At 59.5% G+C, this 13739-nt stretch carries 12 protein-coding genes and 2 pseudogenes; 10 read left to right on the forward strand and 4 right to left on the reverse strand.

Annotated elements, in window-relative coordinates; all coding sequences use genetic code 11:
* Positions 1-54: 54 nt before the first annotated feature.
* Positions 55-1029, reverse strand: a complete 975-nt coding sequence (locus tag LMG28727_RS22090; RefSeq protein ID WP_201644427.1) for a helix-turn-helix domain-containing protein — start codon at positions 1027-1029, stop codon at positions 55-57.
* A 92-nt stretch (positions 1030-1121) separates the two neighbouring features.
* On the opposite strand from LMG28727_RS22090, the gene LMG28727_RS22095 reads away from it, so the two are divergent.
* The 6 genes from LMG28727_RS22095 to LMG28727_RS22120 all read left to right on the forward strand — a co-directional run bounded on the left by LMG28727_RS22095 (position 1122) and on the right by LMG28727_RS22120 (position 6735).
* Entirely contained in the window at positions 1122-2366 is a 1245-nt protein-coding gene (locus LMG28727_RS22095; protein ID WP_201644428.1) for a DUF1479 domain-containing protein, read from the forward strand.
* A gap of 100 nt (positions 2367-2466) precedes the next feature.
* Positions 2467-3714, forward strand: coding sequence for an ABC transporter substrate-binding protein (locus tag LMG28727_RS22100; RefSeq protein ID WP_201644429.1), 1248 nt, complete (start codon positions 2467-2469; stop codon positions 3712-3714).
* A 58-nt stretch (positions 3715-3772) separates the two neighbouring features.
* A complete protein-coding gene (locus LMG28727_RS22105) occupies positions 3773-4786 on the forward strand; it encodes an aldo/keto reductase (protein ID WP_201644430.1) in 1014 nt (337 codons plus the stop codon).
* 59 nt (positions 4787-4845) lie between these two features.
* Entirely contained in the window at positions 4846-4986 is a 141-nt protein-coding gene (locus LMG28727_RS22110) for a hypothetical protein (protein ID WP_201644431.1), read from the forward strand.
* Positions 4987-5092: 106 nt separating this feature from the next.
* On the forward strand, positions 5093-5350 hold the full coding sequence (locus tag LMG28727_RS22115) for a hypothetical protein (protein WP_201644432.1): 258 nt from the start codon (positions 5093-5095) through the stop codon (positions 5348-5350).
* Between the two features lie 218 nt (positions 5351-5568).
* Complete coding sequence (locus LMG28727_RS22120) at positions 5569-6735, forward strand: porin (protein WP_201644433.1); 1167 nt, start codon at positions 5569-5571, stop codon at positions 6733-6735.
* Positions 6736-7346: 611 nt separating this feature from the next.
* Here LMG28727_RS22120 and LMG28727_RS22125 read toward each other — a convergent pair.
* A complete protein-coding gene (locus LMG28727_RS22125) occupies positions 7347-7781 on the reverse strand; it encodes a carbohydrate-binding protein (protein ID WP_236592218.1) in 435 nt (144 codons plus the stop codon).
* A 30-nt stretch (positions 7782-7811) separates the two neighbouring features.
* On the opposite strand from LMG28727_RS22125, the pseudogene LMG28727_RS22130 reads away from it, so the two are divergent.
* Positions 7812-8527, forward strand: a pseudogene (locus tag LMG28727_RS22130) (IS6 family transposase).
* 650 nt (positions 8528-9177) lie between these two features.
* Positions 9178-9873, forward strand: a pseudogene (locus LMG28727_RS22135) (phage integrase N-terminal SAM-like domain-containing protein); the annotation flags it as partial.
* Positions 9874-10674: 801 nt separating this feature from the next.
* On the opposite strand, the gene LMG28727_RS22140 reads toward LMG28727_RS22135, so the two are convergent.
* On the reverse strand, positions 10675-10863 hold the full coding sequence (locus tag LMG28727_RS22140) for a hypothetical protein (protein ID WP_201644478.1): 189 nt from the start codon (positions 10861-10863) through the stop codon (positions 10675-10677).
* 45 nt (positions 10864-10908) lie between these two features.
* Positions 10909-11397, reverse strand: coding sequence for a hypothetical protein (locus tag LMG28727_RS22145; protein ID WP_236592220.1), 489 nt, complete (start codon positions 11395-11397; stop codon positions 10909-10911).
* A 1051-nt stretch (positions 11398-12448) separates the two neighbouring features.
* On the opposite strand from LMG28727_RS22145, the gene LMG28727_RS22150 reads away from it, so the two are divergent.
* On the forward strand, positions 12449-12628 hold the full coding sequence (locus LMG28727_RS22150) for a hypothetical protein (RefSeq protein WP_201644434.1): 180 nt from the start codon (positions 12449-12451) through the stop codon (positions 12626-12628).
* 88 nt (positions 12629-12716) lie between these two features.
* On the forward strand, positions 12717-13718 hold the full coding sequence (locus LMG28727_RS22155; protein WP_074773044.1) for an ABC transporter permease: 1002 nt from the start codon (positions 12717-12719) through the stop codon (positions 13716-13718).
* The last annotated feature ends 21 nt before the right edge of the window (positions 13719-13739 follow it).

Consider the following 13739-nt stretch of genomic DNA (forward strand, 5'->3'; position numbering starts at 1 on the left):
GCTGATCAACGAAGCGGAATCGTGCGCAGTCCAGCCGATCGAGACGCGTGCCTACTAGTCGACCACCTCTCCGCTGTTTCGCTCGCTGGCCGACTTACGCTTCCTTCGAAGTGACGGGGACCGTTCGTTCAGACGAGAGACGGCTTCTTTCTCGGCAGCACCCGCAACGGCAAACAGCCGACGATATTCGGCCGGCGTGGTTTCCTTCGACGCCTTGAACTGCCGATTGAAATTAGCGACATGCGCAAAGCCCGAATTGGCAGCGATGACCGACACAGGCAGCGTGGTGTCAGCCAGCATTCGGCATGCGTGTCCAATGCGAACCCGGGCGATATACCGGCCAACGCTCTCACCGATATGCTGGACGAAGTAACGGGTCAGCGTGCGTTCCGACAGGCTTGCCGCTTCGCAAAGCTGCGATAGGCGCAACGGTTCGGCAAAGTGCGCATCGATCATCGAAAGAACCCGATTGATCCGTTCGGGCTCATGGCCAGACGGACCGGCGTTTGTCTGGTTAAACGCTTGCGGTGAAGCAAGCGGTTGGCCGGGTGCGTCGGCAAGCGTGCACAAAATATCGAGCGCGGCGCCAAGTCGCTCGCGCGCCGCATTCGACAGCAGTTGCTCCAGGCGTCCGCGCATCCAGTTTCCGGCGAGCGGCTCGAAAGCCAGTCCGCACGCGGCCCTACGTAAGAGTTTGTGCAACGGCCCATATTCGGGGCAACAATCGGCCATGCGCCGTGCCCAAACGCCGTCGAACCACATGACGATCGCAACCTGTGGCGACGACGGATCGATTGAACGATTCGACGCCCAGGTATGCGGAAGATCCGGTGGCACCAGCACGAGATCTTCTGCCTCGTATCCGCTCACGGAGTCGCCGATATAGCGCTTTCCATGACTATTCATGGTCAGTGTTAACTCGTACTCCGGATGGTGATGCCACTCGAACGGAATACGCGGCAGTCGCCGATGGTAAACCCGCACCGAACAGTCTTCGCCAAGGTCTACATGTTCATAGGCTGGTTTCATGGCCGAAAACGCAAATTAATTGCCGGAATAGTATCACCGGAGAGCGTCTCTCCGTCATATCCTTGAGCCACTAGATCGACACGGAGACATTCATGGCTTTGACAATTGACGATTTGCCGGGCGCCATCAGGCAAGCGAAAAAGGAACTGCGGGCGGCATTGCCGAACTACCGGGAAGTGTTCGCCGAAGTCGAGGCAGCAATCAGCGCTGAAGCGAAACGTATCGCCGGCCAACGGGATCGCGGGGAAAATGTTATTCCCGAGATTCAATTCTCCGACATAGTCGAGCAGCGTGTTACGTCGGATCAGATCGACGTCATCAAGGCGCGCGGCGCATGCGTGATTCGCAACGTTTTTCCGCGTGAAAAAGTGCAAGGCTGGGACCGGGATATCGCTGAATATGTCGAGCGTAACAACCTCGACAAACGCCTGGAGAACCGCGCGGAGGACAAATATTTTGGGCAATTGGCCTCCAGTAAACCTCAGATATATGGCGTGTACTGGTCAAAGCCGCAAGTGCTGGCCCGGCAGTCGGAATCACTGACAGCAGCGCGGGTTTTTCTCAACAGATTGTGGCGCAATGAGAGCGACGGGCAGATTCACTTCGACCCGGAGCACGTGCCGGTCTATGCCGACCGTTTGCGTCGTCGTCCACCGGGGTCTGAGTCGCTGGGCTTGTCAGCGCATTGCGACGGCGGATCGGTCGAGCGCTGGATCGAAGGCAATTTCAGGAAGGTGTACCGCCATGTGTTTGCGGGGAACTGGCGCGACTACGATGCATTCGACGCGGCCTTTCGACCCGACGTGCAGGAAATTGCATCGCCAGCCGTATGTTCAATGTTTCGCACGTTCCAGGGCTGGACCGCCTTAACGCCTCAAGGTCCAGGCGACGGCACTCTGCAACTCGTGCCTATTGCCAATTCGATGGCATACATCCTGTTGCGCGCCCTTCAGGACGATGTCGCAGATGATGACCTGTGCGGTGCAATGCCCGGACGCGCTCTATCAATCAAGCCGGAGTTTCATGCGCCTTTGTTCGAGGCATTGTCATCGATTCCTCAAATGGAAGCGGGGGACACGGTGTTCTGGCACAGCGATGTTATCCATGCGGTCGAAGACGAACATAAGGGTTCGGGCTACAGCAATGTGATGTACATCGCGTCAGCTCCAGCGTGTGCCAAGAACGACGCTTACCTGAAGCGGCAATTGCCGAGCTTCCTGAAAGGCGAGAGCCCGCCCGATTTTCCGACTGACCACTTCGAAGTCGATTTCACCGGACGCGCAACGCCCGACGATTTAACGCCCCTTGGCAAGGCGCAACTAGGGTTTGACCTGTAGATCGAACCACGACTGACCCGCATGAAAGCGAGTGTGTCCGCGTGTTCAGGTCTTTCCTGAACACGCCACTCGAACCATAACGAAAAATCCGGAGACTGCAATGAAACGATCATTAAAACTGGTTGCGATAGCTGCGGCCCTGCTCATGAGTGGAACCCAATCTGCGTTTGCCGCCGAGCAGCTGTCGGTGTTGCATTGGTGGACCTCCGGCGGCGAATCGAAAGCAGTTCGCGTGCTGAAGGATGATATGAGCAAACAGGGCTACGAATGGAAGGATTTCGCCATCGCAGGGGGAGCGGGTGCGGCAGCCATGACGGCGCTGAAGACCCAGGTGATTTCAGGCAATGCGCCTTCGGCTGCGCAGATCAAGGGTCCGCTGATTCAGGATTGGGCTGAACAAGGTTCGCTTGTCACGATTGATCAGGCAGCGACGGACTGGAAAGCGCACACACCTGCGCAAATAGACCGCGCGATGAAGGCGGGCGGTCACTATGTGGCGGCCCCCTTCTCGGTGCATCGAATCAACTGGCTGTGGATAAACAAGACCGCGCTGGATAAGGTCGGTGGCACGCCGCCAACGACGTGGCCGGAGTTCTTCGCGCTTGCCGACAAGTTTCGCGCAGCGGGCATCACGCCGGTTGCTCATGGCGGTCAACCCTGGCAGGACATGACCATCTGGGAAACAGTCGTACTGTCTCAAGGTACTGACTTTTACCGGAAAGCCCTCGTCGATCTCGATCAGAAGACGCTGACCTCGCCGCAAATGGTACAAGTATTCGAGACCGTCCAGAAGATCCGCAGTTACTTCGATAAGGGCTATCACGGCCGCGACTGGAACCTCGCGACTGCGATGGTGATTTCCGGCACGGGCGGCATGCAGTTTATGGGCGACTGGGCAAAAGGGGAGTTCGCCAACGCCAACAAGAAAGCCGACGTTGACTATGTTTGTGCCGCGGCGCCAGGAACGTCGAATGCCTATACATACACAGCGGATGCGTTCGTGTTCTTTCAGCAGAATGGTAAAAAAGAAGCGACTCCCGGCCAGCTTGCGCTCGCGAAAACGATCATGTCCCCGGACTTCCAGGAGCAATTCAGTCTCTACAAAGGATCGATTCCCGTTCGACTCGATGTGCCGATGGACAAGTTTGATGCCTGCGCCAAAAAATCGCGCGCAGACGAGCAGGCCACCATCAAGTCGGGTGGATTCTTGCCGTCGCTGGCTTTCGGCGAACTTCAGTCCTCGGAGACGGCCGGCGCCATCACCGACGTCGTTACGAATTTCATGAACTCGAATGAAGATCCGAAAGAAGGTGTACGCAAACTGGCCGCTGCTGCAAAGGTCAAGTAGCAACGCGCGTCATGCCAACCGGGTTTGAGACGTTTTACCCTCACTGACAGGAGAAGAGATGGATCCGGTAGGAAAGCGTAAATGGCCTCGTTCGGGGCTCGAGACAACCGTGATGGGTTTCGGCGCTGCGCCGATCGGCAACATTTTCAGGCCGATCAGTGAAGAGGACTCGGCAGACCTGATCAAGGCAGCGTGGGACGAGGGCGTGCGCTACTTCGACACCGCGCCGATGTACGGGCATGGGTTGAGCGAGGCACGCTGCGGTCAGGGGCTGCGCTGGTATCCACGCGATCAGTATGTGCTGTCGACCAAGGTAGGGCGCCTGCTGAAGCCGCGCAAGCGCGCTGAGATCGACTTCGCGCCGTGGGTTGACGGACTGCCGTTCGAAGTGGTTTTCGACTACAGCTATGACGGCACGATGCGTTCGATCGAGGATAGCCTGCAGCGCCTGGCGCTGGAGCACATCGATATTGCGCTGATTCACGACATTGATGTCCCTACGCATGGAGAGCGTCAGCCCGAGATGTTCGAGGCGGCGATGGCGGGGGCGTCGAAGGCCCTGTTGAAGCTACGTGACGAAGGTGTGGTGAAGGCGGTAGGGCTCGGTGTGAACCAGTGGCAGGTTGCGCACGAAGCGATTCGCCGCCAGGACTTCGACTGCCTGCTGCTGGCTGGGCGCTACACGTTGCTCGAGCAGGATGCGCTGGATGGCTTTCTGCCGCTGTGCGAAAAGCAGCAGGTGTCGGTCATTCTAGGTGGCGGCTACAACAGCGGCATTCTGGCGACCGGCGCGGTGCCGGGCGCGAAATACAACTATTCGCTGGCGCCGGAACCGATTCTTGAGCGGGTCCGCAACATCGAGCAGGTCTGTCATGAGTACTCGGTGCCGCTAAAGGCAGCGTCGTTGCAATTCGTGCTCGGTCATCCAGCGATTCCGACCAACATTCCCGGGGTTCGTACGGTCGCCCAGTTGGAAGAGAACCTGCAAACCTTCCGGGCAGACATTCCCCCAGCGTTCTGGGCCGAGTTGAAACGCCGGGAACTGATCCGGCAGGATGCGCCGACGCCTTAATAACCTCACTTGCGAACGCGCGTTTCGCAGTTCATAGCTAGCTCCCTCAGCGACGTGCGATGAAGGCCGTAGACGCTGACGCGAATGTCCACGTCGACGTCGACCAGAAAACGGTCAGCGTTGATTCGTGGCTCATGCCTGAAGAGTTCATCGTGGCCTTTGTCGAAGAGGACTATGACGTGAGGATTGTCGAAGCCTAGAGAGTGCTGCTTGCGCAGTCTTCAGTGTGCTGCATCCAGCGGTTGAATCCGTCCTCAGGCAGAAGCCGCTCGTTAGAGTTCTCGGCCTTGCGCACCACAGTCGCCGGTGGCGCCGCGACCCAGCCAGCCGGCCGAACGCTGGCAGAAACTCACTGGCTGCCCGGTGCTGGGAGCCTATGGGCTCTCGGAAGTCATCGCCGGGCAGGGGATCGCGCTCGCGGTCATCCTGATCTGCCGACGCGTTGGTGCGGCGGATGCCTGGATGAAATTCAAAGGGCGCTTCCGGGTCCACTACGAACTGACGTGGCAGACGACTCGCGGCTATGAAGCGTCTGCTACAGAATGGTTCGGCCGGACGTTCTAACGTCAGCGGCAGCCGGAAAACGGTTGCCCTTCCGCCGTTGCCGACCTGGCATGGAATAGTCCATCGATCGCCCGTCGCGCAAGACATTGCGTCCTTTTGTTACGTTTTCGCGACACTCTTTTTTTTTCCTTTCTTGAGTTTGCAGGAGGTGCCGTATCCTCCGGCGCGCAGTAACAAATGAACCAATCCAAAAGATACTCAGGGACACTGAATTACAGATGAAGAACAGCACCCTCAAGGCAACGGTTATCGCTGTTGCCGCTTTCGCCGCATCCTCGGCAGCAATGGCACAGTCGTCAGTCACCCTGTACGGCATGCTCGACGCAGGTATCAGCTACACCTCGAACGTTAATGGCCACTCGGTAGTCGCCATGGTTGGCGGTGCCTCAGGTTCGAACAAGTGGGGCATCCAGGGTCAGGAAGACCTAGGCGGCGGCCTCAAGGCGGTCTTCAAGCTCGAAAATGGTTTCAACATTGCGACCGGCGGCATCGGCGGCCAGGGCCCAATTGGCTCCTCGCGTTCGCTGTTCAATCGCCAGGCCTACGTAGGCGTCACTTCGGACCAGTACGGTACGCTGCGTCTGGGTCGCCAGATCGATGCCGTGACGGAAATGGTTCAAGGCCTGACGGGCGACGGCATTTCGGCTTCGACGTTCTCGACCCCGGGCGACGTGGACAACAACGACAACACGACGAACCAGAACAACGCCGTCAAGTACATTTCGCCGATTTTCCACGGCCTCCAGGCTGAAGGCGCGTACTCGTTCGGTGGCGTTGCCGGTGCTATGGGTTCGGGTCAATCGTGGTCGGTGGCTACGGACTACGCTCAAGGCGGCCTGACGGTCGCTGGCGGCTACTTCCATGCTGCAAACCAGGGCGCGGCCGGCTGGCAGAACGCAACGGCACAACCGTCGTTCGGTGGTGCTCTGGGCTACCCGAGCTCGGGTTACAACGGTGGCAATGCGTTCAAGAGCGCGGGCATCGCTCAAATCGCTGGCCAATACCAGTTTGGTCAGTACACGGCTGGCCTGCGCTACTCGAACGCTCAGTACCAGGGTAACGATGGCCAACAGTCGATCCATTTCAACGTGGTGGGTGCCCTTCTGCAGTATCAGGCAACCCCGGCGCTGTCGCTGGCTGCTGGCTACACGTACGTCTACGGTTCGGCAGCCACGCCTGCGCAAGCCGCTGAGGGCCGCACGATGGCTTCGATCAACCAGGCGTCGCTGGGTGCTACGTACGCACTGTCGAAGCTTACCTCGCTATACGCGATGGGTGCCTACGTTCATGCTCAGGGCGCTCAGGCTTCGGCTGCGGACTTCGGCAATACCGCATCGGGCGGCAACCAGGTTCAAGCCAACATTGGCATCTACCACCGGTTCTAATCGCATATTCAAACGCCTGGGGTAGTGGACGCACGACCCCAGACAAAAGAATCCCGGTAGTGAATTGCACCCCAAAAGTTGGACATTGGTCCAATCTTTGGGGTGTTTTTCATGTTCACCGAACGTTGCATTGTCCCAATCCGAATCAGTCGTATTGGGACAGGTCATGAACAGAAGCGCCCATCTGGCCACAGCCGTACGGCCGCTCTCGCTCGATAACACGACAATCCCCTCTGCGCTTTTGTAAGACTGCTTCGGTCGTCTTGATCCGGTCAGCGTGCTGCACAGCGCGGCCAGCTACGGCCTTGCCCAACCTGGCGACAGCGCCGTTGCGATATCAGTTGGCTCGACCTCGCCCGTGCTCCACGAACGATGACCGATGACAGTGAGAGACTTCGATCCAGGAGTCGTCGCGACATACAGATCGTTGGCATCAAGAGGGTCTGCATCGAAGGTGACTGCATGGCCGCATTTCGAGCCGCTTGACCAGCGGCGTTGTCCCATCGGCCGCATGTTGCGAGAACACGATCAAGCTATCCCATCACTGCCTGCTCCCCCCTTTGACGTTTGCGCCGCCGCAGCGGACGGCGGCGCAAATCCCGCAATTAAAGTTATTGCGCTGCCGGTGCGCCGATGCCATCGATATCCGGCGCCCAACCCGAAGGGTTCGAGAAGATCAGCGCATTCGCGGTGCCCGACCTGAAGGTGCCGGTCACAGAGAGAGTCGAAATAGTGTTCCATCCACCGGTCGGCGGAAACGACACGGTGACAGGCGTCGATCCGTTGAAGCTGATGTCCGCCGAGCGTGGCGACGAGTCTCCGTTCGCATAACCGACCAGCACGGTATAAACCCCGTCAGCGGGCGCACTGATGTTGTTGATCGTCAACGTCCCGCCGTTGCCGACATAGCCGACGTCCGCCCCCCCCGAACAAGTGCTGCATGCCGAGATACTCGCGCCACCGGCAAGTACGCTGCTCGACGCTTCTGCTTCGTAGGTGGCCTTGAACGGCGGTAGCGTGACGGGGCCTGCGACGGGCAATGTCAACTTGAAGACCGCGCTGGGTAGAATGGGGGGGTGAAGAAAAATCCCTCGCCGTATCACGGTTTCCGTTTTCCGGCCGCAGTTATCAGTTGCGCGGTGCGCTGGTACCACCGTTTCAACCTGAGCCTGCGTGACATAGAGGAATTGCTGCCCGAGCGCGGCGTCGTGGTCAGCTACGAGTCGGTGCGCAACTGATGCGACCGATTCGGCGCGATGTTTGCCTACCAGGTGAAAGCGGCCCGGCCGCGGCCGGGAACGAGCTGTTCGTGAAACTGCGCGGTAAGTCGTACGTGCTGTGGCGTGCGGTGGATGAGCGCGGCGTCGAACTCGACGTGCTGCTGCAAAAGCGCCGTGACAAGACTGCCGCAAGGCGCTTCTTCAAAAAGATGTTGCGCTCATACCCGGTGCCCCGGAAGATTGTCACCGACCAGCTGCGCAGCTATCCGGCGGCAGGATCCGAGGTGCCGCAGCTGGCCGGCGTGAAGCACGTATTCGTGAAGGCCTCGGCCCGGGTCAATAACCGCGCGGAGAACAGCCATCAGCCGATGCGGCGGCGTGAGCGTCAGATGCAGGGCTTCCGTGACCCGCGGCGCACGCAGCGCTTCCTGTCGAACTTCGGCCCGATCCGTCAGCACTTCGCGCTGCCCCGGCACAGGATGAGTGCGGCTAACCATAGCGCACAACTGCGGGTTCGTTTGGCCAGCTGGTTCCAGTGGACGGTCGCTGAGCCGTCTGGTGTCGATCGCTAATCAACAGGAATCCTACTCATACAGCATTGGTAAATGCCCACGTCGTCAACTTGACAAAGCCCCACCACGGTATAGGAAGGTCGCCGGGGACGTCTCGATGGAGACTGTGCGGAGCCCGAAGGCCTCCATTTCGGAGGCGAATACCACATCGCTCGACCGACGAATCGATGCCGTGGCTTTAAGCAGCACGCAGTCGCTTGCCGTGAATTAGACCGGTTCTTCGTCGTCATCGACGAGGAACCAACGTGTGCCCGAAAGAAAACGTAGCAGCTTAGACCTTGTAACGTCCGGTAGTGCAACGACCGCTGGCCGCCCGCATCGAGGCATGAAACATTTAGCTCTGCGGTCCTATCGATAGCGGACAGGGTCGCTTTGCGGAAAACAGAGACACTCGTTCAGATAATTCGACCCCGCCGCTTTGGTCGAAGAGACGGCATCTGCGTTAGCACTTGAACGACCGCATTTGTGGGGCGTGCGGTCGCTGGAATGTCCGCTGCACGTATCCCGCGAGTGACTGTAGTTGGCCGAAGAACTAAACCGCTCGCGCGGTAGGGGCTGCGATCCGACGCTGGAGGTGGAGGTCAAGCCGGTCACGAGGTTTATGTTGGCGAACGAGGCAATCCGCCTCGCTCTTCAACAGGAGCCGAATCATGACCTCCTTACCGGCAAACGTCAGCCCATTGCGCCAACGCATGATCGACGACATGCGCATGCGCCAGCTAGCCCCCAAGACGCAGGACATCTATCTGCACATCGTGCGTGAGTTCGCCCGGTTTCTCGGGCGCTCACCTGACACAGCCACCGTCGAGGACCTGCGCCGCTACCAGCTCTATCTGGTCGATCACGGCACATCGGCCGTGTCGCTGAACCATGCGATCACCGGCCTGAAGTTCTTCTTCACAGTCACGCTCGACCGGCCCGAGCTGACGGTCAGGATGCAACCGGTGCGCGTTCCCCGCATATTGCCCGTCGTGCTCAGTCCCGACGAAGTGCGGCGGCTGATCGAGGCAGCCGGCAACCTCAAGCACCAGACTGCGCTGTCGGTCGCTTACGGTGCCGGGCTGCGCGCGAGTGAAGTCGTAGCGCTGAAGGTCACCGACGTCGACAGCGAACGCATGACACTGCGTATCGAGCAGGGCAAGGGCCGCCGCGACCGCTACGCCATGCTCTCGCCGGTGCTGCTCGAGCGTCTGCGCGTATGGTGGCGCATGGCCCGTGCGCAGGGCAAGATGTTTGACGGCGGGTGGCTGTTTCCCGGGCTCGATCCGCTCGACCAGTTAAGCACGCGACAGTTGAACCGCGCCATTCATGCCGCCGCCGAAGCCGCGCACATCGACAAACGTGTAAGGTGAGCCGAACTCAAGCAGAGGCGGCGCAGATTAATGCGTGATATCACGCTGACCCAGGCCAACGCGAACTCCACCACTGGGGCGGCGACCGCAGCGGACACCACCCAGACAGCATTCGCCAACGCCTAGGCCAATCTCGCGACAGCCCGCGCCAATGCGATAAGTGCCGGCCCAAGGGGGCAACTGGCTCTCATCAACGCACAGAACAACCTAGCCGTTGCCCAAGCACAGACTCCCACTGAACGAGGCGCGATCGCCGCTACAAACCAGCAAACGACACTCCTCACGGCGCAGGCCAACAACATCAATGCACAGGTGGCGTTAGCCAAGGCCACCGCAGCCTTGGGGACCGGGCCATAGCACTTTAAGGGTCGCCTGGATCTGCGAGTAGATTGCGCCCCCAATCGGCAACCGACCTTTGCCTCCATGACGCATCGGAGCGGCAAAGGACGATCAGCGCTGCCATTGCCTCAAACGACCGCAAAATGCTGCAGGGCTGTGGATGGATCGAAAATAGCCGACCCTGCCTGGACGGGTATTCCACGCCAGATCACACCAGAGGGGAACATCCTGCGTGTCGATTCGCCTCGGGCAGATGTGCAAATTGCACGTTAAGGACGTTCATCACGGGTAGGACACGTAAAAGTGCAGTCTGCAGGACGCTGGGTTCGATTTTGCGTCTGGGAGACCGATTGTCGATACAGCCACGATCTGGCCAGATCGCCGCGGCGCGCTGAAAGTCGACGCAAAACAAAACGCCACCCTCCGGTGGCGTCTCGCTCAGAAAAATCCAGGTGTTTACGACTCTGATTCCGCAGTGCGCCGGGTACGCACGCGTACCGTTGCACGGTAGATCTCGCGCGCCGTCTTTCCGGCCAGTGCACCGTTTTCGACCGCTGCTTCCGTTCGCTGGAGAATCACGGCAACGCCGCGCTTCTGCAGGGCTTTCACCTTCGGGCGTAGCTTGCTAGATGCGTTCAAAGCCATAAAAACCTCCTTCGTCAGATGCTGGCCGGGTCACACAGCGAAACGTTACCCCGAGTTCACCGCACCCAAATTTCCTCGCCAATCTATATATAACGCGTCCAGTTTGCCCGTTTGTGGCATGTAAAAGTATTGCGTCGTTTCCGGAAACGCATCGGCATGCGCGATTAGCGTCATGCCGAGTGCCTCGCTGAACTGCCAGATCATCGCGGGATCGGGCAGCGGCCATTCGCTGGGGTAAAACATTGTCTCCGGATCCGCCTCGGCGCGAAAAAACTTGACCAGCCGGGAGTTTGGAGCGGGGAGGAAGGCTCCATTCCATGCAGCGGCGGTTTCGCGGACAAATTGTTCGTCGTGGCCCGCATATGTCATTACGTCAGCAAAAAAGACCAGGTAGCGGATGCCGTCGAAGTCGATGCCACTCGCTTCAATTGCGTCATCGACCGGGACAGGTTCGTTTACGCGCAACGCGCCTGTCCCGCCAACTCCCTCTGGGAAAAGCGCCGCCAGCAGGGCCTCGCTAACAAACTCGATCATTCCAGTTTCCTCGTTTCGTTCCCCTCCACTTTCTCATCCCGGAGCCCATGTCCAGCAGGCAATTCCAACTGTCAGCCGCGCGTGCCAGCAGCAACTGGTGGCTCGAGATTCGGAAGCTTGTCGCAAGAGCGATGTGAGGTCGCCCATGATCACAAGTGACTATCATCCGGACCAGAATGACGACCGCCGCACCAATATGCCGCAGAATCTTTTCTGCACAATGTGGCGATCGCGTTGGCGAATTGCCCTGGCTCATTCGCCCAGACATGACAGGCGCGACATCATCGGATGTTCCGCACGCGACGCGACAACTCCTCCTTCGATCGGCCACTTCGGAGCGCCCGGCAGCCGGCAGGGTTGCCCGGACGGCATCGAGAATTGCGCAAGCGAGCCACACTCCTCAAGTTCCAGTGTGGCAAGCCGTATAGGCGAGGGCGGCATTACAGAACGACACAGACGAGAGGTCCGGCAAGACCGGGAAATAGAGCGGTATATTGAGGATGACCATGCACGACACCTCGCCGACCGCGTGCGGCTACTGATTTACGCCTGGAACCGTCCATTGCGGCGCCTCGTCCGGGACGTCGAGAAACCTGGCGTGCTTCGATTCGATCGAGGGCCCGATGCCACCGCACCTGCGGCTCGCATGCGCGGCTCCTCCGTTGACTCCGCCGGCGTCGGCCATCGTTGACACGGTCGTACGCATCTGGGGCGATTGTCTGGTCACGACGAAGGCGGGGCGACTCATGGTGGGCACGCTCGCTGTCAAAGGGCCAATTTCTGGCGCTGAATCGTTTGTGCTCATGTGGAACGGGCAGCAGTCTGACTCGCCCCGCTTGCAGGAAACCGATGATGCCTTCCGGACCATCTTTGCCCGGTACCCGGAGCTCTATCTGGCGGACGCCAGAAGGCTGCTTCGGGCCTATACGTCGAGGCTTCCTGGCGACACCAAGACCGCTCATAACCCGAAGGACTAGGCACGGCTAAGCGACGAGTGCCGGACGCTTCGTATCAACGCGAGACAACAGGCGATCGCGGGGAAGCTACTGACATGCAACTAACCGTCAATGACCCGATCCGCTTCCACCGCTTCGCCAACAACCCGTTCCGCAAAAGCGAGGGAGGGTTCGCCACCCTAAGAATTCAACAAACCGTTGACCACAGCAAATTGTTTGCGATAACATTTGCGTTGGATGTTTGCGCTGCCATTTTTGTGGCCGACAGGAAATGACGCATTTGGCACGACCTGCTGCCGCAGTGCTGCGCGCACATAGTCAGACATACCGGCCACCGGAAACAGATTCCAAAAAACAGGAGACATGATGTACGCGACCAGCAATGGAGTAGCCCGCTCGCCCATATCGAGCGCGTTCAGGAGCTTTCTGGCATCCCGGGAGGCGGGCGTACTGGCAGCAGTGATCTGCCTGTGTGTGCTGTTCGCGTTCGCCAGCCCCGTCTTCCTGACCAGCATCAACATTCTCAACCTGCTCAGGCAGATCTCCCTGCTGGGCGTGCTGGCAATCGGCGCGACCTATGTGCTGATCATCTCCGAAGTCGATCTTTCAGTTGGCTCCCTGTACGGCTTTTCCGGCATGGCGGCCGGCATGATGCTCGTCCACGGTGTGCCCGAGCCGGTGGCGATTGTCGTAACCTTATTGCTGGGCGTGGTGTTCGGCATGCTCAACGGGGCCATTACGGTGGTCGGACGCATTCCGTCGTTCATCACGACACTCGGCACGCTGTATCTGATCCGCGGCGCGACGCTCGTGATGAGCAACGGCATGTCGGTGTCGCTGCCGACCGATCAGTCGATCTCGCCGATCATCAAGGCGCTCGCGCAAGGCAGCCTGATCGGTCATCTGTCGAATCAGGTGCTGGTGCTGATCGTCATTGCGGCGATCGGCTATGCGCTGCTCCACCGCACCACCTTCGGGTTCCATATTTTTGCGGTGGGCGGCAATGCGCGCGCCGCGAAGATCGTCGGCGTGCCGGTGGCGCGGACCAAGATCCTGGCCTTCGCGTTGGCCGGGCTGCTCGCGGCCTTCGCGGGCACGATCAACCTCGGCTTTCTCGAGAACGTCCAGGCCGTCACGGGCTCCGGCCTCGAACTCGACGTCATCGCCGCCGTGATCATCGGCGGAACCCGGCTCGGCGGCGGCGAAGGGTCGGTTGTAGGAACGCTGCTCGGGGTGCTGCTGATCGGGGTCGTGCGTGACGGCCTGATCCTGCTCGGCGTCACACCTTTCTGGCAAACGACGCTGATCGGCGTCGTGGTACTGGTCGCTGCTCTGATCGGCGGCGTCACTTCATCAAAGAAATGAAATCCTGATCCGACGAGGAGA

Source organism: Paraburkholderia metrosideri, assembly GCF_904848625.1.
GTDB lineage: Bacteria > Pseudomonadota > Gammaproteobacteria > Burkholderiales > Burkholderiaceae > Paraburkholderia > Paraburkholderia metrosideri.

What these genes read in the sequence shown, in the direction of transcription:
- LMG28727_RS22105 (WP_201644430.1), top strand. Translation starts at nt 3,773, where the DNA reads ATGGATCCGGTAGGAAAGCGTAAATGGCCTCGTTCGGGGCTCGAGACA.
- LMG28727_RS22120 (WP_201644433.1), top strand. Translation starts at nt 5,569, where the DNA reads ATGAAGAACAGCACCCTCAAGGCAACGGTTATCGCTGTTGCCGCTTTC.
- LMG28727_RS22140 (WP_201644478.1), bottom strand. Translation starts at nt 10,863, where the DNA reads ATGGCTTTGAACGCATCTAGCAAGCTACGCCCGAAGGTGAAAGCCCTG.
- LMG28727_RS22110 (WP_201644431.1), top strand. Translation starts at nt 4,846, where the DNA reads ATGAAGGCCGTAGACGCTGACGCGAATGTCCACGTCGACGTCGACCAG.
- LMG28727_RS22100 (WP_201644429.1), top strand. Translation starts at nt 2,467, where the DNA reads ATGAAACGATCATTAAAACTGGTTGCGATAGCTGCGGCCCTGCTCATG.
- LMG28727_RS22150 (WP_201644434.1), top strand. Translation starts at nt 12,449, where the DNA reads ATGCAACTAACCGTCAATGACCCGATCCGCTTCCACCGCTTCGCCAAC.
- LMG28727_RS22155 (WP_074773044.1), top strand. Translation starts at nt 12,717, where the DNA reads ATGATGTACGCGACCAGCAATGGAGTAGCCCGCTCGCCCATATCGAGC.
- LMG28727_RS22095 (WP_201644428.1), top strand. Translation starts at nt 1,122, where the DNA reads ATGGCTTTGACAATTGACGATTTGCCGGGCGCCATCAGGCAAGCGAAA.
- LMG28727_RS22090 (WP_201644427.1), bottom strand. Translation starts at nt 1,029, where the DNA reads ATGAAACCAGCCTATGAACATGTAGACCTTGGCGAAGACTGTTCGGTG.
- LMG28727_RS22145 (WP_236592220.1), bottom strand. Translation starts at nt 11,397, where the DNA reads ATGATCGAGTTTGTTAGCGAGGCCCTGCTGGCGGCGCTTTTCCCAGAG.